Source organism: Massilia sp. DJPM01, assembly GCF_030348125.1.
Taxonomy (GTDB): Bacteria; Pseudomonadota; Gammaproteobacteria; order Burkholderiales; family Burkholderiaceae_D; genus Telluria_A; species Telluria_A frigida.
The window spans coordinates 84,867-110,463 of record NZ_JAQOZV010000022.1; the positions used below are offsets into that span (position 1 = coordinate 84,867).

Below are 25,597 nucleotides of genomic sequence, written 5' to 3' on the forward strand. Positions count from 1 at the left end.
CATATATGCAAGGGGTATAACGGTACGTCACCGTTCATAATCAGGAGAAGAAGATGATGAAGAAGCTGTTAATTGCCGCCCTGATCGCCGGCTCGCTCGGTAGCGCCGCCATTCCCGCCAGCTCGGCGGTGATCATCGTGCGCGAAGCGCCGCCGCAACCGCGTTCCGAACGCACGCCGCCACCGCGGCGCGGCTATGTATGGGCACCGGGACACTGGGACTGGCGCAACAATCATCACGTGTGGGTGCGCGGTTCGTGGATGCGCGACCGCAGGGGCTACCATTACACCGCGCCGGCCTGGCAAGAGCGCGACGGCCGCTGGGAAATGCAGCGCGGCAACTGGGCGCGTGGACAGCGCGACAATGACGGCGACGGCGTTCCGAACCGTCAGGATGAACGGCCGAACAATCCGAATCGTCAATAATTGAGGATGACAGGCTGGCCCGGCGCCACGCGTCGCGTCGCGTCGGCCCGCGTACTGTTGCCTCAAGCTTCAGCACGGCGACAACTGGCCTCCGCACTGCGTGACGAGGTAGTCGCGCACCGCGTGCACGTCGGTAAACGGCATTTCCCCGATCACCTGGCGGATATGCCGCAATGCATCCCATAAAAATTCATAGTGCCCATCCTTGACCGGCACCAGGCTGTACACGCCTGTGGTGGTGGTGAAAAAGTGACGCTCGTTGGGCACGGTGAATGCCGGCATCAGCGGTGCCCCTTCATCGCCCCAGAAACGCCACAGCGTCGCCTCGACATCGACCGCGTCGCAATAGGCGGACGCGGTCAGCGCGTCGGGGAAGACGAGCAGGGAGCATTCTTCGGTGTCGGCGGCAAAGATCATGATGTCCAATCGTGAGCGCGGGGTGATGCTTTTTGCGGCAGCGCCCGTCCCTTCTCTCAACCGTAACACATAAAACAACATTGCGCGACTACTTGCCGTGCTACCGAACCGCCGACCTTATCAGCCTGCTCCATTTGCACCATCACCTGCGCTCTGGCGCGTGGGAAATGGCGTGGGTCTAGGCCGCCAGCGCCTTGCGCACCGCGCCGGCATCGGCCGGCCGCACCACGCGTGCCACTTCCTGGCCATCTTTCATGACCACCACGGTCGGCCACAGCTTGACCTTGAAGGAACGGCCCAGCGGCCGGCCGCTGCCATCTTCCACCTTGATATGGCGCGCGTCCGGAAAGGCGGCCAGCGCCTCTTCAATCAGCGGCGCCGCCGCGCGGCAATGGCCGCACCAGTCGGTGCCAAAGTCCAGCACCACCACGCCCGCCGTGGCGTCGATGTCGCTGCGATCCGGCTGTGCCGGGGAATATGCTGTGCTCATGAGTCTGCTCCTGATGTCATTCGCATAAGCCTACCGCAAAACCGGGCGCATGGCAGCATGCCTCGCATGGTTTGAACCGGAAACATTGCCAATAGCCAATTGAAAGGCTACAATAAACCCTTTCAAAAGTAGGGTTATCATGGCGATTGAACTGTTCAATAACGGCAAGCACATCTGCCTGATGTTCTCCGACCTGGTCGATGAAGGCGAGGGAGCGTCGGTGCAGTCGAACCAGTTCCTGATCGTTCAGGACGGCACCGGCATCCTGCTCGATCCGGGCGGCGTGCTGACCTACAACGAGCTGTACATGGGCATGAGCAAATACTTTCCGCCCAAGGAGCTGCGCTACGTGTTCGCTTCCCATGCCGACCCCGACATCATCGCCTCGCTGCCGCGCTGGCTGGCCGGTTCGGATACCAAACTGCTGATCTCGTCCATCTGGTCGCGCTTCGTGCCGCATTTTTGCGCGCAAGGCAAGACGGAAGGCCGCATCATCGCCATTCCGGACGAAGGCACCCTGTTGCCGCTGGGCGATACCGAGTTCCAGATCCTGCCCGCCCACTTCCTGCATGCGGAAGGAAATTTCCAGTTTTACGATCCGGTCAGCCGCATCCTGTTCTCGGGCGATATGGGCGCATCGATGTTGCCGGAAGGGCTGGCGATGGAACCGGTGCAAGATTTCGACAAGCACCTGCCCTACATGCGCGGCTTTCATTCGCGCTACATGGTGTCGAACAAGGTCTGCCGCTACTGGGTCGAGATGGTGCGCAAGCTCGATCCGGAATGGATGGTGCCGCAGCACGGCGCGCCGTTCAAGGGCCGCGCCATGATCGCGCGTTTCCTCGACTGGATCGAGACCCTGCCCTGCGGCGTCGACCTGATGACCCAGGAGATGTACCAGGCGCCGCGCAGCATCACCGTCACCCTCCGATAATTGCCGAGGAAAAATAAATATTCCCACGACACGATTGCCGAAGTAATATCGTACTGACATGGCCGGGGAGCTGCCGCCACTCCCCGGCCGTGCGATGTTGATGCGATGTTGTTGATCAACTGGTCCGCTGCGCGCCTTGCGCGGCGGCAGTCACTTTGGAAGTCACCCTGGAAATGCATAGTCAAAAATGGCTTGTCGCCGCTTGTAGTCTGCTGGTTTTCCACTCCGCGTTCGCCCAGCAAAAACCGTCCCAGCCTCCGCCGTCCCAATTTCCCCTGCTGCTGATCGGCGCCTCGTTCGCCGAAGGTAAAACGCCCTACCAAGGGGCCGATGCGCCGCTGGGCGGCATTGCCGTCGGCTTCGGCAATTACCTGAGCCTGGGCCAGGCACTGACCCGCCACCGCAAACTGCCCGGCTATGTGATCAACGAGGCGCAAGCCGGCGCGGGCACCTTTGCCCATCCGTTCTGCGCACCCGGCGCCGCCACCTGCGGACCGGCCGGCTGGGACAGCTACCAGACCCAGCTCGACCGCGCCCTGTCGCGCGTGGCCCTGCCGCCGACCTTTACGTCGTACACGGCCAAGTACGTGGTGGTGACCACCGCCAACGATTGCCTGCACGCGGACGCCGCCGGCGTACCCCAGCCGGAATCGCAGCCATGCACGCTGGCCGACATGAACGCCAGCGTGGATCGCCTTGTTTCGGTAGGCAAGTTTGCGCTGTCGAAAGGCATCACGCCGATCTTCGATGTCGCTCCACAGTATGACCATCTGGATCTGCCGAAGTTCCAGTCCTCGTTCGGGCTGGCGTGGGTGATCGGCGAGCAGGATTACAAGCAGTTGCGCACGCTCGGCGCGACGCGCCTCAAGGCCGAGCTGCCGGGCGCCATCGTGCTCGATATCTGGAAGGATTACACGCATATCGGCGACGGCATCCATCCGGACGACGCGACGGCCGAACAAGCGGCGGACGTGATCGCCAAACACTTGCGCAAACTCGACCGCTAAGCGCAAGCGGGCCGGTTCAGCGCGTCAGCACCGTCGCGCCCAGCCGGTCCGCCAGGAAGTCCACCAGCGCCGCCACCCGCGGCGCCAGCGCGCCCTGCTTGTAGAACACGGCCCACACCGGCTGCGACCACGGCAGGGTGAGCGGCGCGAGCACCGGCACCAGCCGGCCCGCCGCGACATCGGCGCGCGTCAGGAAATCCGCCAGGCACGCAATACCGGCGCCGGCCAGCACCAGGTGGCGCAGCGTTTCGCCGCTCGATGCGGTCACGGCCGGCGTCACGCCGACGCCCTCCCCGCCCGCGTCCGCCAGCGGCCAGATGTTGAGCGAGGCCGGCGCGGTAAAACCCAGCAGGCGGTGCGCACCCAGCTCCCCCACTGTGGCCGGCACCCCATGCCGGGCCAGGTACGATGGCGCGGCCAGCAGGCGCAGGGCGCTGCTGCCGAGACGGCGCGCGTTGAGGCTGGAGTCGGCCAAGTGGCCGATGCGGATCGCCACATCGGCGCGTTCTTCGATCAGGTCGACCAGCGTCTCGCCGCTGGCCAGTTCGAGCCGGATCAGGGGATAGGCATCCAGGAAGGCCGGCACCAGCGGCGCGACCAGATGGTCGAGCGCGGGCGTGGCGGCGTTGACACGCACCAGCCCGGACGGCTGGGAGCGGCGCGCGGACACTTGCGCTTCGGTATCTTCGAGTTCGGCCAGGATCTTGCGCGCGCGGCCGAGCAGCCAGTCGCCCTCTTCGGTCAGGTCCTGGCGCCGCGTGGTGCGGTGCATCAGCGTCATGCCGAGCTGGGATTCGAGGCGGGCAATGGCGCGGCTGATGCCGGATGGCGTTTGCCCGAGCCGCTCGGCGGCGGCGGAGAAGGAACCGGTATCGATGACTGCGGCAAACGCACTCAGCGCTTCGACGTCGATCATTGCTCGCTCTCCCTTGTGTGCACCCGTGTCAGACGGGCATTGTACGGGAGAGCGGCGGCCGGACGGGTCAGGGAACCATCGCGGGCATGGCTGCCTGCGCCGGGATCGTTGGCAGGGCAATGCTGCGCAGCGCAAACGGCCCGCTCGCCTGCCCGCGCCGCTTGCCGAACAAGACGCCAAATTGCGATTCGACGACAGTCACTTGCCCGTCCCGTACGACGCCGCTGACCGGTTCGGCCAGCCCTTCTGCGAACGAGTTCAAGGTGGGCTGCGGACCGCGCAGGTCGACCATCGTCACCCGCCCGTTGCCACCGGCGATGTCGTTCTCGAAGGCGAGCAGGACGCCGGGGACCAAGGTGCGCAGCGCATCGCCTCCCGCCAGCGGACGCGGCAACGGCACCACGACCGGCGTGCCGGCGGCGCCATCGGTGTGCAGGGGAACGCGCAGCAGGCGGCCATCGGAAAATGTGGACAGGTATAGCGTGGCACCGTCGAGCGCCACCCCGTTGCCATTGAACTGGGCGCCGCCCAGCAGCGGGTGCGTGATCCATGGCGTCAGCGTGGACCTGGCGGGATCGAAGCGCAAGATGCGCGGCTGCGCGGTATCGCTGATATAAAGCCGCCCATCCGGGCCGCGCGCCAGGTCGTTGCAAAAGCCACCCTCGGGCAAGGGCCAGCGCCCCAGCAGGGCCCCGTTGGCCAGGTCGAAGGCGAGCAAGGCGGACGCATTCCTGGGCGTTCCGGCAACGCCCAGGTCGGCGCTGCAGGCGTACAGGCGGCCGGCCGCATCGTCCGCCAGCAAGCCCTGCACCGACATCAAGCCACCCTCCCCGGCCGCGACGAACGGTTCGGCAGCGCTGGCGCCCGGACCGACCCGGACGATGGTCGATGCGGTCGCGCTGCCGGTGAACAAGCTGCCATCCGCAGCGACGGCCAGGCTTTCCGGGAAAAAGCGGGGCGGGAGCTGCTGCGCGGAAGCGCCCGTCGCCAGGAAGAGATGGATGCCGAATGCGAACGCTGTACTGCGCGCGCGCAGCGCCATGTGGGGGAATGAATGCATTGCCGTTTCCTTGTAAGCAGTCGATGAAAGACAGCATGACAGCTCGCGCATTCATGAAAAAGAGCTTTGCGCTCATCGGATAACTGAATATGATTCAGCAATGACTATTATCCATCTGGACGCTTTGTCCGCCTTTGCCGACATCGTTCGCTGCGGCAGCTTTCGCGCGGCGGCGGCGGAACGCGCCGTCACGCCGTCCGCCCTGAGCCACGCCATGACCAAGCTGGAGCGCGACCTCGGCGTGCGCCTGTTGCGCCGGACCACGCGCGCCGTGGCGCCGACCGACGCCGGCAAGCGTTTGCTGGCGCGCGCCAAGCCGGCCCTCGACGATATTGCCGGGGCGCTGGAAGAGTTGAACGAGGTGCGCGACACGCCATCCGGACGGTTGCGCATCACGGCGCCGCGCATGGCGGCGGCCACCGTGCTGGCGCGGGCGCTGCCCTCGTTCGCGCGCGCCTATCCGCGCATCGAGCTGGAGATCAGCGTGGACGACGGTTTCCAGGACCTGGCGGCGAACGGTTTCGATGCCGGCATCCGCCTGGGAGAAGCCTTGCAGCCAAACATGGTGGCGGTGCCGATCAGCGCGCCGGTGGCGATGGCCGTCGTGGCCGCGCCGGCGTATCTGAAGGCCCATCCGGCGCCCGAAGCGCCGGACGACCTGGCCGCGCACGCCTGCATCCAGCTCAGGCTGCTCAGCTCCGGCACCCTGTATGGCTGGGAATTCGAGCGCGGCGCGCAAAAGCGGGTGGTCCACGTCGGCGGCAAATTGATCATGGATGATCAGGAATTGATCGTGCGCGCCGCGCTCGACGGGCTGGGGCTGGCGTATTCGGCGCTCGATTACGTGGCGCCGCATATCGCGCAAGGCCGGCTGCGCCGCGTGCTGGCCGACTGGACGCCCGAGGGGCCGGGGTTTTGTTTGTATTATCCAAGCCGTAAGCATTTGCCTGCGGCATTGCGCGCCCTGATCGAGCATGTGCGCTACAGCGCGTAAAGACCCCCACCGCCCTCCGCGAGGCGCGTCACCAGCGCCTCCATTCGTGACTCCCAGTCACAAGTCTAGTGTGCCATAGGGCATTTTTCTTCCTCCTCTTTCCGCGCACACTGCATGGCATCGCAAACCGCCTCACTGGAGAATCCATGCCACTCGCACTCTGGGCGCTGACACTCAGCGCTTTCGCCATCGGAACGACCGAATTCGTCATCGTCGGCCTGATCCCCACCATTGCCGCCAGCCTTGGCGTGTCCGTTCCCTCCGCCGGCCTGCTGGTGAGCCTGTACGCCCTGGGCGTGGCCATCGGCGCGCCCGTGCTGACCGCCCTCACCGGCCGCGTGCCGCGCAAGCAGTTGCTGCTGGGCTTGATGGCACTGTTCACCGTCGGCAACCTGGTCGCCTGGATGGCGCCCGGCTACTTCGCCCTGATGGCCGCGCGCGTGCTCACCGGCCTGGCGCACGGCGTGTTCTTTTCGATCGGCTCCACCATCGCCACCAGCCTGGTCAGCAAGGAAAAAGCCGCCAGCGCCATCGCCCTGATGTTTACCGGCCTGACCGTCGCGCTGGTAACGGGCGTGCCGCTGGGTACCTGGATCGGCCAGAGCTTCGGCTGGCAGTCGACCTTCCTGGCGGTATCGCTGCTGGGCGTGATCGCCTTTATCGGCAGCTACATCCTGGTGCCGTCCAGCATCGCCATGAGTCCACCGGCGAGCCTGATGACGCAACTGGCCGTGCTCAGGAAACCGCGCCTGCTGCTGGTGTACGCCATGACCACCCTGGGCTACGGCGGCACCTTCATCGCCTTCACTTACCTTGCCCCGATCCTGCAGGAAGTGTCTGGCTTTTCGGCATCGAGCGTGAGCCTGGTGATGCTGGTGTATGGCGTATCGGTCGCATTCGGCAACATCTGGGGCGGCAAACTGGCCGACAAGAAAGGCCCGATCAAGGCCCTGCAAATCGTGTTTGCGTTGCTGGCCGTGGTCTTGCTGCTGCTGACCTTTACCGCATCGAACATGTGGCTGGCGCTGGGCACGGTGCTGCTGTGGGGCGCGGTGGCCTTCGGCAATGTCCCCGGCCTGCAAGTGTACGTGGTGCAGCGCGCCGAACGCGACGCACCGCAGGCGGTCGACGTGGCATCGGGCCTGAATATTGCCGCCTTTAACGTCGGCATTGCCCTCGGCGCCTGGGGTGGCGGGCTGATCGTGGCCCACGTGGGACTGATGGCCACGCCATGGATAGGCGCCATGGTCGTGCTCGGCGCGCTGGGACTGACGACGCTGGCCGGCTGGCTCGACCGCCGCGATGGACTGGTGCATGTGGCGGGAACAAGCCGCGTGGTCGCGGCGCACTGAGCACCAGCGTGCGGTCACAAGTTGCGTGGTCGCGGCGCACTGAGCACCAGCGGGCGGCAGCAGGCTGCGGGCTGCGACAGAACCCGCAGCCAATAACATGTCCTCCACCCGACCGGCGCACGCCCGCCGCACTCAGCGGTCAAGCTCGGGGTAATGCCGGAAAATCCCGTCTTCATTAAACGCAATCCGGCGTTTCGACGCCAGATAGGCAGCAATATTCGGCCGCTGTGCCACATGATCATGCAGCGCGGCCAGCCCGGGATAGTCCGGTTCCAGCCGCTTCATTGCCTTGGGAAACGCATAGCGCAAGCCCTCCATCACCTGGAACATTGACAAATCCGCGTAGGACAGGCGCGTGCCCACCAAAAACCCACCGCGGCGCTTGGGCTGCTGGAGCACGCCCTCAAAGTAAGACAAGAACTTGGGAATCCGGTTCCCGATAAAGTCGGCGGCGCGCCGTTTGGCTTCCTTTTTCTGATCCTCGTAATACAGCGACACGCCGACGGGATGATGGGTGTCATGCGCTTCGTTGACGAGATCGGCAATGGTCAGCTGCAACTGATGCACCCACAAGCGACCAGCTTCGGCGCGCGGCGCGAGGCCGTGGCGGGCGCCGAGGTACAGCAGGATATTGGCGGTCTGGCCGATAGTCAGCGCGCCGGCCGTCAGAAAAGGCGGCGCGAACGCTGGCGTGGCCTGGGCGGCAAGCGCGGCAGCAACCTTGGCGGCGCCATTTTTCTGGCGTCCCACGTCGATGTACGCGGCGCCGGCTTCCTCCAGCGCCAGGCGGACGAATTCGCCGCGTCCCTGGATCGTTGGCCAATAGTAAAGTTCGTACGTCATCGTGCCCCCCCTTGCATGGATCAGTCGTGCGGGGATTATGGCCCATCCGGCCGCATGGCCGGCGGACGGCAGCGGCGCGGTTTTCGCCCTCCTCACGCAAGAATCCCCTGCTTGAGCGATAATTTGCCACCATTCGTTTGCCCATACAAGGATCCACCGTGCTCAACTTCGACTTCTACAATCCGACGCAGATCCTGTTCGGCCAGGGCCAGATCGCCGCCATCGCCAAACAGATCCCCGCGTCCGCGCGCGTGCTGCTCGTCTACGGCGGCGGCAGTATCAAACAAAACGGCGTCTACGACGAGGTGCTGGCCGCCCTGGCCGGCTTCACCGTCACCGAATTCGCCGGCATCGAACCGAATCCCAGCTACGAAACGCTGATGCGCGCCATCGCCCAGGTCAAGGCCGAAAAAATCGACTTCCTGCTCGCCGTCGGCGGCGGATCGGTCATCGACGGCACCAAGTTCATTGCCGCCGGTGCCCTGCTCGACGAAGATCCGTGGACCATCCTGGAAAAGCGCGGTAACAATATCGTCGCCGCCATGCCGTTCGGCGCGGTGCTGACCCTGCCCGCGACCGGCTCCGAAATGAACAGCGGCGGTGTCGTCACGCGCAAGTCGACGCATGAAAAATTCTCGTTCATGAGCCGCAAGTGCTTCCCCAAGTTCGCCGTCCTCGACCCGAGCAAAACGTACTCGCTGCCCGCGCGCCAGGTCGGCAATGGCGTGGTGGACGCCTTTGCGCACGTGATGGAGCAGTACATGACCTATCCGGTGGGCGCCAAGGTCCAGGACCGCTTTGCCGAAGGCCTGCTGCTCACGCTCATCGAAGAAGGCCCGCAGGCACTGGCCAATCCCGACGATTATGACGTGCGCGCCAACATCATGTGGTGCGCCACGCTGGCCTTGAATGGCCTGATCGGCTCCGGCGTGCCGCACGACTGGGCGACCCACATGATCGGCCACGAGCTGACCGCCCTGCACAATCTCGACCACGCCCAGACGCTCGCCATCGTTTTGCCGAGCATGCTGCGCGTGCGCAAGGAAGGCAAGCGCGCCAAGCTGCTGCAATTCGCCGAACGCGTGTGGAACCTGTCCGGCGGCGATGAAGATACCCGCATCGAGGCGGCCATCACCCGCACCGAGGAATTCTTCGAGCAGATGGGCGTGAAAACGCGCCTGGGCGACTACGGCCTGGGCGCCAAGGACCTCGACGGTATCTTGGGCGCGCTCGAAGCGCACCGCATGGTCAAACTCGGCGAGCAGCGCGACGTGACGCTCGAGGTCAGCCGCAAAGTGCTGGAAATGAGCCTGTAACACAGGCGCCAGGCACGCCGCACACGCTGGCGCGGGCAGCGCCGCCCGGGCCGGCTGTGATAAAATCGACATTCGCTAGGGGTCCTGGGATTTGTTTTCCGGGTGAGAGATACCCTCCGTACCTGATCTGGATAATGCCAGCGAAGGAAAGCGCAAAGTAGTCCCCTCCTTTGTTTGCTCCCCCGTTGGCTCCGGCTTTTTCAAGCAACGCACCGCACGCCGGCGCGTAATACGAGCACACTATGTCATCGCCAAAATTCAAGCAGTCCGTCATCGCCCTGTCCATCGTGCAGGCGTTCGCCTTTTCCGTTCACGCGCAAACGAGCTCGCAGGCCATGCCTGAAGTCGTCGTCACCGGCGCCAAGCAGCTCGGCGCCGACCGCGCCAGCGTGGCCGGCTTCTCCGACACGCCGCTGCTGTACACGCCGGCCACGGTGGTGTCGATCAGCCGCGAACAGATGCAGGACTACAGCATCCGCAACAGCACCGACGCCATGAAGTTCGACGCCAGCGTCAGCGATTCGTACAACGCCGTCGGCTACGCCGAGCAATTCTCGATCCGCGGCTTCGCACTCAATAATGGCGCGAGCTACCGCAAGGACGGCATCGCCATCGCGGGCGACACCCAGATCCCGCTCGAAAACAAGGAGCGTATCGAGATCCTCAAGGGCCTGTCCGGCCTGCAGGCCGGCGTGACCGCCCCGGGCGGCATCGTCAACTACGCGCTCAAGCGCCCGACCGCCGTGCCACTGCGCTCGGTCACCGTGGAAGCGCGCGAGCGCGGCACCGTGTATGGCGCCGTGGACCTGGGCGGGCGCTTCGAGGACAAGCGCTTCGGCTACCGCGTCAACGCCGCCGGCGAGCGCCTGCGCTCCTATGTCAAGGGCGCGGATGGCGAGCGTTCCTTCGTCTCCGGCGCGTTCGACTGGCAGATTTCGCCGCAAGCGCTGCTGCAGCTCGACATGGACTATCAAAAGAAAACGCAGATCACCGCACCCGGCTACCAGCTGATTCGCGGCGTCGCGCTGCCGGCCAATATCTCGCCGAAAACGCTGCTCAATGAACAGCCGTGGACCAAGCCGGTCGACACCCGCACCAGCAATATCGGCCTGCGCTTCGAGTACCTGATCAACGACGCCTGGCGCACGACGGTTACCGCCAACAAGCATGAATTCAAGCGCGACGACTTCACCGCCTTCCCTTACGGTTGCAGCAACGAGGGCGAGGGTTTCTATCCGGGCTACTGCTCGAACGGCGACTACGACGTGTACGACTACCAGAGCGTGGGCGAACGCAAGTCGCCGCTCGGCGCGCAGGCCCTGTTGCAGGGCAAGTTCGCCACCGGCGCGATAGGCCACGAACTGACGTTTGGTGCGACATATCTTGAACGCAGCGACAAGGCCGGCGCATATGTGTACGACTACGTCGGCTACAGCAATATCTACAACAACCTGATCGTCCCTCCGGTGGACGCGGCCCGCACGACCGGACCGATCACCGAACGCCTGAACGACCATGAACGCGGCTTCGTGGTGCAGGACATCCTGTCGCTGGGCGCGCAGTTCAAGCTGCACACCGGCTTGCGCCATGCGGCCATCAAGCGCAATGCGGCCACCGACACCAGCTTTTTGCTGCCCAACGTGGCGCTGGTGTACAACCCGACGCCCGACTGGACGATCTACGGCTCGCTGGCGCACGGAATGGAACACGGCGGCGTGGCGCCCAAGCGCACCACCAATCAATTCGCGTCGCTCGAACCGAGCCGCTCGAAGCAGGTGGAATTTGGCGTGAAGGCGATGGTGGGCGATGCGCTCAGCGTGTCGGCGTCGGTGTTCAGCATCGTCAAGGGGCTGGAGTACACCAACGCGGCCAATACGTTCGTACGCAGCGGCGAGCAAAAGCACAATGGACTGGAACTGGCCGCCCAGGGCAAGGCTGGCAAGGACTTGAAATACAGCGTCTCGCTGATGGCGCTCGACACGCAGCAGGAAGGCACCGGCACCGCCTCACTGGACGGCAAGCGCGTGACCAATGTACCGAAGTTCAAAACGGCGACGGTGCTGGAATATGCGGTGCCAGCGGTCGCGGGTTTGAAGGTCAACGGGATGTGGCAGTACACCGGCAAGAAGGCATTCGACATCGAGAACAAGACGATGGTGCCGGGTTACAGCGTGTTCAACCTGGGCACCGCGTACGCGACGCGCATCGCCGGTGTGTCGACGACCGTGCGCGCGACGGTCGACAACGTGGCGGACAAGTTCTACTGGCGCGATGTGACCCCGGAACTGGGTGGATATCTGCTGCCGGGTGCTCCGCGTACGGTGCGGGTATCGGCGCAGTTTGATTTTTAAGTAAAGTACCGGCACCGCTAACCGGAAAACCGTCGTTCCTGCCATTGGCAGAAACGACGGCGAAGAGTTAGCGATACGCGGTAAGCAACCGTATCGCCTGCACCATCCGCTCGTCCAGACTCCCTGTCACCAGCGAATACCCGATCCCCCGCTCGTCAAGCATCTGAACCACCTGCTCATGAATCGTCTGGCGCACCGCCTCCGATTCGCGCTGCAAACCATCCGCCTCCCACGGCCCATCCGGCGCCGTCACGAGCGTTATCGCATAGTCATGGCGCTGCTCCAGCACTGACAACTGCGCATCGACCCTGTTCCAGTACCAGCGGCTATAAATAGCCGTCATCAGCGGCGTGGTATCGCAGAACAGGAAGCGGCTGGCCTGCCGTGCCGCCGCGTCTTCGCGCGCCATCTGGGTCAGCGCGATCGGAAACTGGTCGCTCTCTTGCGGCACGCGGCCGGTGGCATCGACAAACTCGCGCAGGTACTCGGGCACCCACACGGTTCCGAAGTGCGTCGCCAGCGCGGCGGCCAGCGTCGACTTGCCTGACGATTCGGCGCCCAGGATGGCAACCCGCAGCACCGGCGTCATGGCTTGCCGTCCGCAACGCGCGCCCAGGCGCGCCATCCGAAGCACGCCATCACGACAAACGCCGCATACAGCACCGCCGTCGCATGCAGGTCCTTGTGGATGTACAAACCGACATACAGCACATCGACCACGATCCACACAATCCAGTTTTCAACCTTCTTGCGCGATAAAAGCAGCTGGCCGAGCAGGCTGCCCGCCGTCAGGAAACCGTCGATGTGCGGCACGTCGGTGTCGGTCAGGGTGCGCAGCGCGTAGCCGATCGCGGCGAACAGCACCAGCCAGGCGGCGATGCCGCCAATCCAGCCACGGGGGCTCGAGCGCGTCGCCACCAGCGGCGCATGCTGCTCACCACCATGCAGCCACTGATACCAGCCCCATACCGACACGGCGATGAACACGCCTTGCAGGCCCATGTCGCCGTACAGGCGCGCGTTGAAAAAGACGACGCCGTAGACGGCCGACGAGGCGATGGCGAACAGCCACGCCCAGTGAATCTGGCGGATATTGAGCACGACGGTGATGACCGACAGGACCAGCGCCGTCAATTCGAGCCGTGTGGTGGCCAGGCCAAGCAGGACAAAGGATTCGTTCATACGGAGGGAGTGGCGGAAAGTGGCGCAATTGTAGCGTATGCGCCGCTTTCCAAAAGGTGGGAACGCGGCCCCCACCTTGAGCGCATTTATTTACGCGGGTACTTGATGGTCATTTCCTTGAGCAGGTTGTCGGCATGGTCGACTTCCTTCATCACCCACAGCATGTAGCGGATGTCCACGTGAATGGCGCGCGTGATGTCGCCGTCGAAGTACCAGTCCTTGGTTACCGATTCATAGGTCGAATCGAAGTTCAGGCCAACCAGTTCGCCGCGCTTGTTCATCACCGCGGAACCGGAGTTGCCACCCGTGGTATCCGCGCTGGACAGGAAATTGACCGGCACCGTGTTCAGCACCGGGTCCTTGAACACGCCATAGCGCTTCTCCTTGACCGCATCGAGCAGCGGCTTCGGTGCGTTGAACGGCTCGGTGGCGGTGTGCTTCTCGACGATGCCTTCCACCGTCGTGAACGGGCCCTTGACGATGCCGTCGCGCGGCGAGTACGGCGCCACCGTGCCGAAGGTCACGCGCAGGGTCGAGTTGGCGTCGGCGTAGACCGGCTTGCCTTGCGACTTCTTCCACGCGATCACGGCCGACATGTATTGCGGGATGATGCGTTCGAGGTTGCCGTCGATTTCCTTGCGGCGGTTTTCCAGCGCCATGGTCACCTCATGCAGCTTGACGGCCAGCTTGATGAAGGCGTCGTCCGATTTGGCAAACGCCGCCGCATCCTTGCCGATCCAGCCCAGGCGCTTGGCGGTGTCGCCCAGGTCCGACTGTTTGTACAGCGCGCCGACGGCATCCGGCGCCGGCAGCAGCGCGTCCAGGCCTTGCGGATGCAACTTCGCGGCCAGCTTCTGGTAGCGCTGCAAGCCGGCGCCAAAGCGCGCCTCGTCCACGCTGCCGACGTACGATTGCTCAAGGCGGATCAGGCGCGCCTTGATGAACGACAGGTCGCGCTCCTGGTAAGCGGATTCGCGCTTGGCATCGGGCTTGGCCGCTTCCAGCGCCAGGCGGTAGACGGTGCGCGCGCTTTTCAGCAGGTCGCTGTTACCAGCGACCGACCAGGCGAATTCCTGTTCCGACAATGCCATGTCGGCGGCGATGGCGGCGTCCAGGTCGGCCAGCAGCGTCGGCGACACGCCCTGCTGGTTACCCGGCTTGTTGAACCAGGCGCGGAACTCAGCGTCCTGCACATCCTTGATGGCGGCGATGTCCTTGCGTGCGAAGCCGTCGAGCAGGCCCTGGGTTTTCTTGAGCACGTTGTTGATGCCCTTGACCACGCTGGCGTAGCGCACGTCGTGGGCGGCATTGCCCCTGGTGGCGGCGGCGATGACGGCCAGGTCGGCCTGCATTTCGGCCACGCGCACCGGGAAGTTGGCGTCGCGCGCGAAGCGGATCTCGGACGGCAGCTTGTAGCGGCTGGTGCGGCCGGGGTAACCGGCCAGCAGGATCGGATCGCCATTCTTCAGGCCTTCGGCCGAGACGACCAGGAAGTCCTTCGATTTATACGGCACGTTGTCGGGCGACGGATCGGCCGGACGGCCATCCTTGCCGACGTAAGCGCGCAGGAAGGAGTAGTCGCCGGTCTGGCGCGGCCACTCGAAGTTATCGACCTCGCCGCCGAAATTGCCGATCATGTCCGATGGCGCGTACACCAGGCGCACATCGCGGATCATCAGCTGGCGGATGCGGTAATACTCAAGGCCACGGTGAAAGCTCGGTACCGAGCAGCGATACGCCTTGTCGGTCTCGCATTCGGCGGTCAGCGCCTTGATGCGGTTCTGGACTTCCTCATTGCGCTCGCGCCCGGACATCGACGGCGACAGGCCCTTGAGCACGCGGTCGGTGACGTTTTCGACTTTTTCCGTGACATAGACCAGGGTATTCGGGCCGCCCGGCAGTTCGGCGTCGCGCGTCTTGGCGAGGAAGCCGTTGACGATGTAGTTCTTGTCGGCGGTCGAATTGCGCTGGATGGCGCCGTAGGCGCAGTGGTGATTGGTGACCACCAGTCCATCGCCGGACACGAACGAGGCCGAGCAGCCGCCCACCGACACGATGGCGCTCATGGGATGCTTGGACAGGTCGGCCAGCTTCTCGGCAGGGATGGTGATGCCGATGCGTTTCAGTTCCGACGACAGTTGCGGAAGCTGGTATGGCTGCCACTGGCCTTCATCGGCATTCGCGGTAGCGAATACGCCGAGCAGGGCGACGGGTAAGGCGATGGATTTCAACAAGATATACCCCAGAAGATAAAAGCAAGCGGGGAGTATATCGCTGATGCAAAGCGGTGGAAATGATTTTGTCGGCGGCGTATTGACGGCCGGCGTACCGGGAGCGGATGGTAGTCGGCGGGCCGATGGCATCGGCAACGCCCTGCGTTACAATCGACAGTTGACAAATAATCACCCTCATTCCATGTCCATGCCCTCTGTCGTCGTCATCAGAAACCCCATGAAAGCGGCGGGCGAGCCGCCCGATCTGCTGGTACTTCATCGCGGCCAGGTGCGCCAGCCTGTCCCTGCCCTGTTGCAGGTGCTCGGTGCATTTTGCGACGACGGCGACGGCGACGGCGGCGCCATCGTGGCGGCAGTCGCTGTCGACGGGCGCCATGGCTACCTGAACGCCAGCGGGGACTGGATCGTCGAACCCACCTTGAAAGACGCGCGTTCGTTCGGCAGCGATGGACTGGCGCGCTTTTGCGACCAGGGCCTGTGGGGCTACCGCAACCTGAAAGGCGCGGTGGTCATCGCGGCCCAGTACGAAAAGGCGGAAGCGTTCAATTTCGGCCTGGCCGCCGTCAGGACCGGCAGCCGTCAATGGCGCTACATCGATACCAGCGGGCAGTTCGCATTCGATGGTTTCCTGCGCCATGCCGGGCCGTTCACCGCGGCCGGCCTGGCCGTCGCGCGCGGCTCGACCTGCAAATGCGGCTACATCGACCGCAGCGGCGCGTGGGCCATTGCGCCGCGCTTCGAGCGGCCGGCGCCGTTTTCAGCGCTCGGCGTGGCCCCGGCCTCCGAAGACGGCGAGCTGTATGGCATCATCAACCAGCAGGGCGAATGGGTGCTGGCGCCCTGCCACAGCCAGATCGACGCCTTCAACGACGATGGTCTGGCCTACTTCCAGGCCGGCCGGGATCACGAAGACTACCTCGATGCGAGCGGCGTCCCGCGAAGCGCTGGAAACGGCGCTGGCAAGCCACCGCGTTCCCTGAGCGTCCACTATCACCGCCCAATCGACTGACACATGCCACATATGATTACCCAGCCTGCCCTCATCCGAAACTACATGATTCGGCCAACCGACGAGTGGAACGAACTGCTCATGCTGCACGATGGACAGGTCCACGTCGCGTCGCCCGGACTGCTGCAAGTATTCGGGCCATTTCTCGATGACGGCGCTGGAGGGACCATTGCCGCCGCGATGGCCGTCAACGGCATGTACGGTTATCTGAACGCCAAAGGAGAATGGGTGGTGGCACCGACGCTCGAATATGCGTTTCCGTTCAGCGAAGGACTGTCGCATTTCTGCGAAGATGGCTCATGGGGATACCGGAACCTGGGTGGAAAGGCCGTCATCCCGGCACAGTTCATGCGGGTGGAACCGTTCCGGCAAGGCCTCGCCGCGGTTCAGGTGGGGCGAAACAAGTGGCGCTACATCGACATGAGCGGTCAATTCGCTTTCGACGCCAGCTTCGGCCACGCCAACTCGTTCAGCGTGGTCGGCCTGGCCGCCGCGCGCGGCACCTCGAGCAAATACGGCTACATCGACCGTACTGGCGCCTGGGCGATTGCGCCGCGCTTTGCACTGCCTTACGCATTCGCGCCAGCAGGCGTGGCGCCGGCAACCGAAGAAAACAGCAAATATGGCCTCATCGACCAGCAAGGCAAATGGGTTCTTGAGCCGTCTTACGAGCAAATCCACGACTTCAATGACGATAATCTCGCCTTCTGCAGGGAGTCGTACAACCATGAAGGCTATCTCGACACGCATGGTGTGCTCCTCATTCGCGACATGGACCGCTTGTCGCAGACCATGCAGTGCGGAATTGCCGTCGATTCCCATCGCACGTGCATGACTGCGCAAGGCGAGCTGGCATTTGACGCGTCCCTGGACTGGTGCGACCAGTTCAACGCCGACGGCTTCGCGGTAGCGCATCTGCGCGGCGCAACGCAAGCGCCTGCATGGGGTATCGCGCGCACCGACGGCACCTTCGTCCCGACACCCGCCGACGTCATTGAACCGCTCCGGGTTCAACACGCGCATGTCGTTCCGTCGGAAGCGAACACGCCGCTGGTCGCCTTCCTGGCGAGCGACACCCGTTTCGCCCGCCCGGATGGCGCCCCGCCCGCCAGGAGCATCGTCCTGATCGACCGCGATGCGCACATCGCCTACCGCTGGTATTCCGAGCCATGCCCCGAGGGCAAATACGCAGCGCTGTACGACGGCGCCGGCCAGCTATTGTGGAAAGGAGCACCAAGCGCCGTGCTGCATGCGCCGCTGTTCTTCTTTTCAGCGTCCGCCGATTCGCTCCTCACTGAACTTGGAAAGTTCGACGAGCTGACCGGGCTGGCCGAATCGATGGTGCAGGCAGCCGAGGCCCGGCTCCACGCTATCGACGGCTTGCTGCAAGCGCTGGAAAGCGGTGAGGACGAACAGAACCCTGTATATGACAACCTGCCCGGGGACTTCGAAGAGTACGACGACGACCTCGACATCGGCGAGCGGCTGGCGAAGTCCATGCGCACGCGGCATCGCATCTTCCGCTCCTATCTGGACGAGGACGAGAACGCGCGCTATGAGTTTCTCGCCGCCGAGCGGCAAGCGCTGATGGAAGCGATGCACGCGCGCAGCGTGGCGCGCCTGACTGAGCACTTTGGCTTGCCGGCGCGCGACCCCGATTACGCCGGCGAAGCGGCCACCCCCGACACCATCGCCTGGTGCATTCAACTTGACCAGGCACTGGCAGGGCCGGAATCGAACCAGCTGTGGCTGGGACTTTCCACCCAGGTCGGCTATGGCGACGGCGACGTATGGCACCACATCTGGCTGGTGTGCGCGCCATCGAAAGAGACGCTGGAAGCGGCTATGGGAGGCCGCACCCTGGCCCACCATGGGAGCGACGAAGATGACAGCGATCCCGCGCCCGGCGCTGGCAACGACTGGCTGGCCCGCGTACGCGCATCGCCCGACACCATCGTCACCATGCCCGAGGAACTGATCGACGACGCAATCGCCGATGCCGCCATCGAGTCCGACATCCGGGCTTACCCGTTTCTGCCGCCGCGTTTGCAAACCGCTGCACGGCTGGAGGCGCTGATCCGGCGTGATGCGTCGACGGCGTCCAGCATCCCGCCGGTGGCCATGAGCGCCGACGGCCTGGCCCTGGCACGCTCACTGTATGCCGACAATCCCGAGTGGAAGTATTACGACGCGCGCAATTCGGCGATCCCGCAGGAACTCGATCATGAATGCCTGGACCATATCTGGGGCTGCCTGCTCGACGAGAAAACGTGCGAGACCGCCTTGTTCAATGATGCGGATATCCGCCAGGTTCCGTGGTGGCTGCACAGCGAGAAGATCGTCGGCATGGCGTTGGCCGCGAACATCAACAACGTCTATTTCATTGCCCGTTCGGCGATCACACCGGAACTTGCCGAGTACGTGGCCAGCCGGGGCAACGCCAAGCTGATGGCACGCATCCCGCCCGCGCTGCTGACCGGGGAACTGTGCCTGCGGGCGGTTCTGAAGAACGAGGACGCGTTTTCCGCAGTGCCCGCTGCGCTCAGGGAGGCAGTGGTCCACGCCCTGATCGCGCGCGATCCGGAAGCGGCTGACGGCACTGGAAGCCGCTGGCACGCCTTGCGCGCCTGGACACATCTGGCCAACGGTGATCCCGATGCTGCCATCGCCGACGCGCAGCGCGCGCTCGGCCACACCGACGCTCCGGTGCACATGCACTTCGTGCTTGCCAGCGCCTGGCGCGGCAAAGGCGATCTTCAGCGCGCCGCACTGGAAGCTGCCAAGGTGCTGTCGCTGTGGAGCGACTACGTTCCACCGTTCGATCCGGACGCCGACATCGCCTGGCTGAACACCCTGGCACAGGGAGCGACAAGCCAGGCGGACGACGCAACGCTGCTGGAAGAACTGGCATCGCAGCCACACCTGCTTGCAACCATCCCGGGGCGACGCATCACGCGCGCCATGGTCGACCTGGCCGTTGGCGTCGATGCGCAAGCCGTGCGATTCGTGCCGCGACGCCTGATGACGACGGCGCTCTACGAACTGGCATTCCGGGAAGGCTGCAAGCAGTTCGAGCAGCTTCCGCCGTCGGTGATGAGCGAGGCGTTTTGCCTCTCCGCCGTGAATGCGCAAGGCTACCAACTGAAACATGTGCCGCCGGAGTTGCGCACCCTTGCCTTGTGCATCGCATCGGTGCGCGAACGCAGCTGGGTCATGGACGACGTACCGGCGCCACTGCGTGAAGCCGTCCGTGACGCACTCGCCAAGCCGTCCGCCTGAACAATCACTTACATGAAAGCCGTCCACACATGATCGCGCAGCCAATCCTCATCCGAAACTACATGCACGGCCCGGGTGAAGAGCCCTACCTGCTGGTACTGAGCCACGGTCAGGTAACGCAGCCCGCCCCGGCCCTGAACCGCGTCCTGGGCGCGTTCCACGACAATGGCCAGGGCGGCGGTATCGCGGCGGCACAGGCGACCGATGGCCGCTATGGCTACCTCGATACGCACGGCACGTGGGTGGTCGAGCCGACGCTCGACAACGCGCGTACCTTTGGCGACAACGGCCTGGCGCGTTTTTGCAGCGATGGGCGATGGGGTTATCTTGACCTGACAGGGAAAACCGTCATCGCGCCGCAGTACGAAAACGCACAGGCATTTTGCGCCGGACGGGCGGCCGTGCGAACGGCCACGAACAAATGGACCTACATCGACACCAGCGGTAAACCCGCCTTCAAGGGCACCTTTCGCGAGGCCCGCAGTTTCAGCGATGCCGGTCTGGCCGTGGCGAGCACCAAGCGCGACTTGTTCGGCTACATCGACACCACCGGCGCCTGGGCCATCGCGCCGCGCTTCGCAAGCGCATTGGCGTTCGGCGCCCAAGGCGTGGCACCGGCCTCGGAAGACGGTGAGCTGTTCGGCTTGATCGGCCTCCAGGGAGAGTGGCTCTTGCAGCCTTGCCATCGGAAGATCGGCCCATTCAATGCCAACGGCCTGGCCTATTGCGAAGAAGCCGGCGAGCGCTGGGACGATGGCGGCTACATCGACGCGCGCGGCGAGCACGTGATCCGCCACAAACGGCGCCTGTCGCAGGCCATGTCGTGCGGGATCGCGGTGGAAGCCGACAGCGAGTACGTCAGCGCGCAAGGAACGCTGGACTTCGGCGTGTACGTCAGCTGGGCGCACCGTTTCAACCAGTTCGGATTCGGCACCGCACGTTTTGCCGGCGTCGAGCGAACGCCGCAGGGCGCTGTCGACCTGCCGCCGGTATGGGCCATTGCCAGGGACGACGCAAGCATTGCCATGCCGCCCGCCGGCGTGCTCGAACCGCTGACGGACGACGACTGCATGGTCGTACCGGCCGAGGCAAACACGCCACTGGCGGCCTTCATCGCCAGCGACATGAGCATCGCCTTGCTCGATCGCGACGCCCGCGTGGCGTATCGTCTGCGCGCCGAGTGGGGGCCGCAAGGCCGCCACGCGGCACTGTACGATGCCGCCGGTGCCCTGCTCTGGCAAGGTGCGTCACATGCGACGCAGCATATGCCCCATCCGTTTTTTTCGGTGTCCGCCGATGCGCTGCTCGAAGAGATCGATAGCGTGGACGACCTGATCACCTTCGCGCAAGCGATGATGCTGAAGACGGAAGAAAAACTGCACAATATCGACGCCCTCCTGCACGCGGCCGACGGCACGGATGAAGTTGAGGATGAAGAGGACGACGAGGACGAGGACGATGACGATGACCTCGACAGCGACGAGAGGCTGGCAAGATCGGTCAGCACCTCCCGCCGCATCTATCAGTCCTACGTCGATGGACACGTGAACGCAGTGTACGAATTCCTCAGTTTTGAACGCGAGCGGTTGTCCGAAGCGATGTACACACGCTGCATGGAGCGGTTGGTTGCCCACTTCGGACCGCCCGACCCGGACCCCGACGTTCCGGATGGCTCGCCGGCGGCCGGGCTGCCTGCGTGGCAGGTCGCGCTGCGCCAGCCGATTGCAGGTCCGGATGCGACCCGGCCCGAGTCGAACCAGCTATGGCTGTCCATCGAGCTGGAAAGCGACAATGGCGACGGCAACGAGTGGCACAATATCAGCCTGCTTTGCGCCCCTTCAAAAGAGACGCTGGAGGCCGCGCTCGCAGGGCGCTGTCCGGTTGCTCCGGCGCCCCCCGTCGACGAAAAACCCGTGCCGCAAACCGCGCAGGAATGGTTTGACTGGGCCTATGGTACGAAACACGCCATCACGCACATGCCGCCGGAACTGATCGACGACGCCGTCGCGGACTACGCCGTCGAGCGCGACGCGGAAGCCCTGCAGGAACTGCCGGCGCACCTGCAAACGCCGGCCCGGCTGGAACGGATCATCAGGCACAGTGCGGATCACGCTGCCGACGTGCCGGGCAGCTGCATGACGGCCGAGGGACTGGCCCTGGCCCGCTCGCTGTACGGGGATGACGACGACTGGTGCCGGCGCGACAAGCGCAGCTCGCGCGTTCCAGCCACGTTTGACGTCAACTGCCTGTACGAGGTCTGGGGCTGCCTGATTGACGAACAATTTTGCATGAACGCCCTGGCGGCCGGCGCCGGTCTCGGCTCGGTCCCCCTGTGGCTGCGCAGCGAAACCATGTACGCGAGGGTCCGGCTCGGCAGCAGCGCCAACCTGCGCCACGTCCCCCGTGCGTCCATCACGGCGGACATGGTCATGCGCGTCGATGCCAGCGATCTCGCGCTGATCCCGGAAGCGTTCCTGACCGCCGATGTATGCGCGAACTGGATCAAGACCGACCCGATGTCGCTGGGCTACCTGCCCGAAGGGCTGCGCAGCCCCGAGCTTTGCCTGGCGGCGATCAAGCGCAACATGCAGGCGTTTTCCGGCGTGCCGGATGCGCTCAAGGAGGTTATCGCTACAAGCGTCATCGCACGCCACCAGGGCCCGGCCGGGACAAAGGAAACCGGCTGCCGCTGGCATGCACTGCGTGCCTGGACCCGGCTGTGGAACAGGAATTGGGAAGGCGCGATCAGCGACGCGCTGCTGGCCCTCGGGCATGTCGACGATCCCGCGCACATGCACTACGTACTGGCCAGTGCATACCGCGCGAACGGGCAAGCGTTTCGGGCCGCAGGGGAGGCAGCAAACGTGCTGTCCTCATGCAGCGATTATGAGCCCGAATTCGGGCCGGCGGTCGATACGGACTGGCTGCGCACCATCGCGCGCACCGCTTTCAACGAGGCCGATGAGGCGACGCTGCTCGATGAACTGCGCTCCAATCCGCTGGTGCTGTCGCAAATCCCCGCGCGCCGCATCACCCGGGCGATGGTGGACCTGGCGGTCGGCATCGACCCGGAGGCGGTAGCCCATGTGCCGAAGCGCCTGATGACGGCCGCACTGTACGCGCTGGCCGTGCGCACCAATAACAAGCACGAAAGCCGGGTGCCGCCCGCCTTCCGCAGCACCGGTAAAGCTGGCTGAGGTCAGCCGGCCTTGGCACGCTTGCGCTTTTTGGGGGCCAGCATGGTGCCGGTGCAGGTGGGTGCGCCGCAGCGGCATTCGAACGCCTTTTTCACGGCCGGCGTGTGGCGCTCTTCGTAGATCAGGGCGTAGTTATATTTGAGTTCTTCGTCGCGCATGATCGGGTGCAGCGCATGGATGAACACCCTGCCCTCGTCTTCCTGCGCTTCGCAATTCGGTTCGCAGGCGTGGTTGATGAAGCGCGAATCGTTGCCGCCACGGCCACCGTCGATGACCATGCCGTCGGCCAGCGAAAAGAAAAAGGTATGGTTGACCGGGCCGCCGCCAGCTTCGGCGCGCGCCGCCGATTCGTCGGACGTGATGCGCTCGCCCGTGTATTCGGCGATCTGCTCGCCCGGTTCGATATCGCGTGTGGCGAATACGCCGTTGCCGTGGATGGTGGAACGCCGTACTTCGTAGCAGGCGGGTTCGGTTGTACCGGATGTGGAGGGTGTGGTCGTCATCCGCGTATTTTACTGCGCTTGCCAGCCGCCGCCCAATGACTGGATTAACGAAATCGCGGTGCTCTGGCGGTCGCCCTGCGCCTGCACCAGCGCGCGCCGCGCCGACAGCGCACTGGCCTGGGCCTGCACCACCTCGCTGTAACCGACCTGCCCCGCCTTGTAGCGATTGAGCATCTGCGCCTCGACCTGGTCGGCCGACTCGGACGCCTGGCGCCGCAGCACCATCTGCTGCGCCAGCACGCGCGTGGCGGAGAGCTGGTTTTCCACGTCGCCAAAGGCATCGAGCACCGTCTGGCGGTAGCGCGCCACCGCCGCCTGCTGCCCTGCTTCGGCACCCGCCACGCTGGCGCGCGTGGCGCCGGCATTGAACAGGCTTTGCGCGGCGCTCAGGCCGAAGGACCACAGCGCGCTCGAGGCGCTGAACAGGTCCGACACCCGGCTGCCCGCATTGCCCACGGAGCCGGTCAGGCCGATGTTGGGATAGTAGGCCGAACGCGCGATGCCGATCTGCTCATTGGCCGACGCCACGCGCCGTTCTGCGGCGGCGATGTCGGGCCGGCGCTGCAACAGCGCCGATGGCACGCCGACCGGAATCTCGGGCACAAAGGCTTGCCACGGCGCCGCCGCCAGGGTGAAGTCGGCCGGCGCCTTGCCCAGCAAGATGGCGATGGCGTGCTCGAACTGGGCGCGCTGGCGCGCCAGCGACAAGGCGTCGATCCGGGCGTTGGCCAGTTGGGTGCTGGCCTGCAGCACGTCGGATTTGGCGGCGATGCCGGCATCGAAGCGGTTCTGCGTGATCTGCAGCACCCGCTGGTAGCCTTCGATGGTGGCCGCCAGCAGCGCCGCCTGGGCATCGGTCTGGCGCAGCACGAAGTAATTGGCCGCCAGTTCGCCCTGGGCCGACAGGCGCGCCGATGCCAGGTCGGCGGCGCTGGCCTGGGCACTGGCGCTGGCCGCGCTCGCGCTGGCACGCAAGCGGCCCCACAGGTCGGGTTCCCAGCTGGTGCCGATGTTGAGCCGGTAGTTGTTGTCGGCGCCGGCATTGCGCGTGCCCGAGCGCTCGCCGCTGGTACTGAGCGACACGCTCGGGAACAGGGCCGCGCGCTGCTGCTGCACCAGCGCGCGCGATTGCGCATACGCGGCTACGGCGGCGGCCACGTCCTGGTTCGAGACCTCGATCTGCCCGGCCAGTTCGTTCAAAACGGCATCGTTGAACAGGGTCCACCATGGACCGCGGTCGAGCGCATCGGCCGGGGCGGCGGGCGACCAGCCCTGGGCTTCCTTGAATGCGGCCGGTTCAGGCGTGGTGGGCTTCACGTACGCCGGGCCGACGGCGCAGCCGCCAAGCAGGAAAGCCGCCAGCGGTAAAAGACGAAGCAACGGAATGGCGCGCATAGGAATACTCATTGTGGATTGGGTGAGGCAGCGTTGTCGGAGTGATGGCCGAGCTGGCGCTCGGCGGGGCTGCGGCGGCGCAGCTTGTCCATCACGACGTAGACGACGGGCGTGGTGAGCAAGGTCAGGATCTGGCTGGCGATCAGGCCACCGATGATGGCGATGCCGAGCGGGCGGCGCAGCTCCGAGCCTTCACCAAAGCCGATCGCCAGCGGCAAGGCGCCCAGTGCCGCCGCCAGGGTGGTCATCAGGATCGGGCGGAAACGCAGCAGGCAGGCTTCGCGTACCGCTTCAAGCGGCGTCAGGCCGCGCGTACGCTCCGCTTCCAGCGCGAAGTCGATGATCAGGATCGCATTCTTCTTCACGATCCCGATCAGCAAGAACACGCCGATCAGGGCGATGATTGAAAAATCCATCTTGAACAGCAGCAGGGCCAGCACCGCACCCACGCCGGCCGATGGCAGGGTCGAGAGCACGGTGATCGGGTGCACCAGGCTTTCGTACAGGATGCCGAGCACGATGTAGATGACGACGATGGCGGCCGCGATCAGCATCGGCTGCTCCTGGTTCGATTCATCGGCCGCGCGCGCCGTACCCTGGAAGCTGCCGCGCACATTGTTCGGCAGGCCGATGTCGGCCTCGGCCTGCTTCACAGCCGCCTGCCCATCGGCCAGGTTGCTGCCCTGCGCCAGG

General features: G+C 64.8%; 21 protein-coding genes and 1 riboswitch. Of the genes, 10 read left to right on the plus strand and 11 right to left on the minus strand.

Features of this window, described 5'->3' with window-relative positions; all coding sequences use genetic code 11:
- Nucleotides 1-53 precede the first annotated feature (53 nt).
- On the plus strand, nucleotides 54-425 hold the full coding sequence (locus PO883_RS16065) for a YXWGXW repeat-containing protein (protein WP_373890074.1): 372 nt from the start codon (nucleotides 54-56) through the stop codon (nucleotides 423-425).
- A gap of 69 nt (nucleotides 426-494) precedes the next feature.
- Here the strand turns inward: PO883_RS16065 and PO883_RS16070 are convergent, their stop codons facing one another.
- Nucleotides 495-842: a hypothetical protein gene (locus tag PO883_RS16070; RefSeq protein WP_289310659.1), complete on the minus strand. Its 348-nt coding sequence runs from the start codon at nucleotides 840-842 to the stop codon at nucleotides 495-497.
- A gap of 178 nt (nucleotides 843-1,020) precedes the next feature.
- On the minus strand, nucleotides 1,021-1,332 hold the full coding sequence (locus PO883_RS16075) for a thioredoxin family protein (protein ID WP_167084952.1): 312 nt from the start codon (nucleotides 1,330-1,332) through the stop codon (nucleotides 1,021-1,023).
- Between the two features lie 139 nt (nucleotides 1,333-1,471).
- Here PO883_RS16075 and PO883_RS16080 point away from each other — a divergent pair, with 139 nt between their 5' ends.
- Nucleotides 1,472-2,266 carry an MBL fold metallo-hydrolase gene (locus tag PO883_RS16080; RefSeq protein ID WP_289310660.1) on the plus strand — a complete coding sequence of 265 codons (795 nt, stop codon included), beginning with the start codon at nucleotides 1,472-1,474 and terminating at the stop codon, nucleotides 2,264-2,266.
- A gap of 173 nt (nucleotides 2,267-2,439) precedes the next feature.
- A complete protein-coding gene (locus PO883_RS16085) occupies nucleotides 2,440-3,273 on the plus strand; it encodes an SGNH/GDSL hydrolase family protein (RefSeq protein ID WP_289310661.1) in 834 nt (277 codons plus the stop codon).
- Nucleotides 3,274-3,289: 16 nt separating this feature from the next.
- Here the strand turns inward: PO883_RS16085 and PO883_RS16090 are convergent, their stop codons facing one another.
- Together PO883_RS16090 and PO883_RS16095 are read right to left on the minus strand one after the other, a co-directional pair.
- Nucleotides 3,290-4,189 (minus strand): LysR family transcriptional regulator, encoded by a 900-nt coding sequence (locus PO883_RS16090; protein WP_289310662.1) that lies wholly within the window; start codon nucleotides 4,187-4,189, stop codon nucleotides 3,290-3,292.
- Between the two features lie 67 nt (nucleotides 4,190-4,256).
- The gene (locus PO883_RS16095; RefSeq protein ID WP_289310663.1) at nucleotides 4,257-5,249 is read right to left on the minus strand and encodes a hypothetical protein; all 993 of its coding nucleotides are present in this window, start codon (nucleotides 5,247-5,249) and stop codon (nucleotides 4,257-4,259) included.
- A gap of 100 nt (nucleotides 5,250-5,349) precedes the next feature.
- On the opposite strand from PO883_RS16095, the gene PO883_RS16100 reads away from it, so the two are divergent.
- Both PO883_RS16100 and PO883_RS16105 read left to right on the plus strand, forming a co-directional pair.
- On the plus strand, nucleotides 5,350-6,243 hold the full coding sequence (locus PO883_RS16100; protein WP_289310664.1) for a LysR family transcriptional regulator: 894 nt from the start codon (nucleotides 5,350-5,352) through the stop codon (nucleotides 6,241-6,243).
- Nucleotides 6,244-6,389: 146 nt separating this feature from the next.
- Nucleotides 6,390-7,595 (plus strand): MFS transporter, encoded by a 1,206-nt coding sequence (locus PO883_RS16105; RefSeq protein ID WP_289310665.1) that lies wholly within the window; start codon nucleotides 6,390-6,392, stop codon nucleotides 7,593-7,595.
- A 132-nt stretch (nucleotides 7,596-7,727) separates the two neighbouring features.
- Here the strand turns inward: PO883_RS16105 and PO883_RS16110 are convergent, their stop codons facing one another.
- Complete coding sequence (locus PO883_RS16110) at nucleotides 7,728-8,438, minus strand: glutathione S-transferase (RefSeq protein ID WP_289310683.1); 711 nt, start codon at nucleotides 8,436-8,438, stop codon at nucleotides 7,728-7,730.
- A 158-nt stretch (nucleotides 8,439-8,596) separates the two neighbouring features.
- Between PO883_RS16110 and PO883_RS16115 the strand changes: the two genes are divergently transcribed.
- Nucleotides 8,597-9,754: an iron-containing alcohol dehydrogenase gene (locus PO883_RS16115; RefSeq protein ID WP_289310666.1), complete on the plus strand. Its 1,158-nt coding sequence runs from the start codon at nucleotides 8,597-8,599 to the stop codon at nucleotides 9,752-9,754.
- A 67-nt stretch (nucleotides 9,755-9,821) separates the two neighbouring features.
- Nucleotides 9,822-9,920, plus strand: a riboswitch (TPP riboswitch).
- 76 nt (nucleotides 9,921-9,996) lie between these two features.
- Nucleotides 9,997-12,105, plus strand: a complete 2,109-nt coding sequence (locus PO883_RS16120; RefSeq protein ID WP_289310667.1) for a TonB-dependent siderophore receptor — start codon at nucleotides 9,997-9,999, stop codon at nucleotides 12,103-12,105.
- 67 nt (nucleotides 12,106-12,172) lie between these two features.
- On the opposite strand, the gene PO883_RS16125 is transcribed toward PO883_RS16120, so the two are convergent.
- The 3 genes from PO883_RS16125 to PO883_RS16135 form a co-directional block, all read right to left on the minus strand.
- The gene (locus tag PO883_RS16125; protein WP_167084970.1) at nucleotides 12,173-12,694 is read right to left on the minus strand and encodes an AAA family ATPase; all 522 of its coding nucleotides are present in this window, start codon (nucleotides 12,692-12,694) and stop codon (nucleotides 12,173-12,175) included.
- On the minus strand, nucleotides 12,691-13,287 hold the full coding sequence (pnuC, locus tag PO883_RS16130; RefSeq protein ID WP_289310668.1) for a nicotinamide riboside transporter PnuC: 597 nt from the start codon (nucleotides 13,285-13,287) through the stop codon (nucleotides 12,691-12,693). The genes PO883_RS16125 and pnuC overlap by 4 nt, the downstream gene beginning before the upstream one ends.
- A gap of 86 nt (nucleotides 13,288-13,373) precedes the next feature.
- Complete coding sequence (locus tag PO883_RS16135; protein ID WP_289310669.1) at nucleotides 13,374-15,521, minus strand: S46 family peptidase; 2,148 nt, start codon at nucleotides 15,519-15,521, stop codon at nucleotides 13,374-13,376.
- A gap of 217 nt (nucleotides 15,522-15,738) precedes the next feature.
- Here PO883_RS16135 and PO883_RS16140 point away from each other — a divergent pair, with 217 nt between their 5' ends.
- The 3 genes from PO883_RS16140 to PO883_RS16150 are packed head-to-tail and all read left to right on the plus strand — an operon-like array spanning nucleotide 15,739 to nucleotide 23,006.
- The gene (locus PO883_RS16140) at nucleotides 15,739-16,530 is read left to right on the plus strand and encodes a WG repeat-containing protein (RefSeq protein ID WP_289310670.1); all 792 of its coding nucleotides are present in this window, start codon (nucleotides 15,739-15,741) and stop codon (nucleotides 16,528-16,530) included.
- Between the two features lie 45 nt (nucleotides 16,531-16,575).
- Nucleotides 16,576-19,809, plus strand: a complete 3,234-nt coding sequence (locus PO883_RS16145; RefSeq protein WP_289310671.1) for a WG repeat-containing protein — start codon at nucleotides 16,576-16,578, stop codon at nucleotides 19,807-19,809.
- A 29-nt stretch (nucleotides 19,810-19,838) separates the two neighbouring features.
- The gene (locus PO883_RS16150; RefSeq protein WP_289310672.1) at nucleotides 19,839-23,006 is read left to right on the plus strand and encodes a WG repeat-containing protein; all 3,168 of its coding nucleotides are present in this window, start codon (nucleotides 19,839-19,841) and stop codon (nucleotides 23,004-23,006) included.
- Between the two features lie 2 nt (nucleotides 23,007-23,008).
- Here PO883_RS16150 and PO883_RS16155 read toward each other — a convergent pair whose 3' ends face one another.
- From PO883_RS16155 to PO883_RS16165, 3 genes are all read right to left on the minus strand, one after another.
- Complete coding sequence (locus tag PO883_RS16155) at nucleotides 23,009-23,509, minus strand: SET domain-containing protein (RefSeq protein WP_289310673.1); 501 nt, start codon at nucleotides 23,507-23,509, stop codon at nucleotides 23,009-23,011.
- 9 nt (nucleotides 23,510-23,518) lie between these two features.
- Nucleotides 23,519-24,904 (minus strand): efflux transporter outer membrane subunit, encoded by a 1,386-nt coding sequence (locus PO883_RS16160; protein ID WP_289310674.1) that lies wholly within the window; start codon nucleotides 24,902-24,904, stop codon nucleotides 23,519-23,521.
- An 8-nt stretch (nucleotides 24,905-24,912) separates the two neighbouring features.
- Nucleotides 24,913-25,597: efflux RND transporter permease subunit (locus PO883_RS16165; protein WP_289310675.1), on the minus strand; the 685-nt coding region annotated here is incomplete at its 5' end.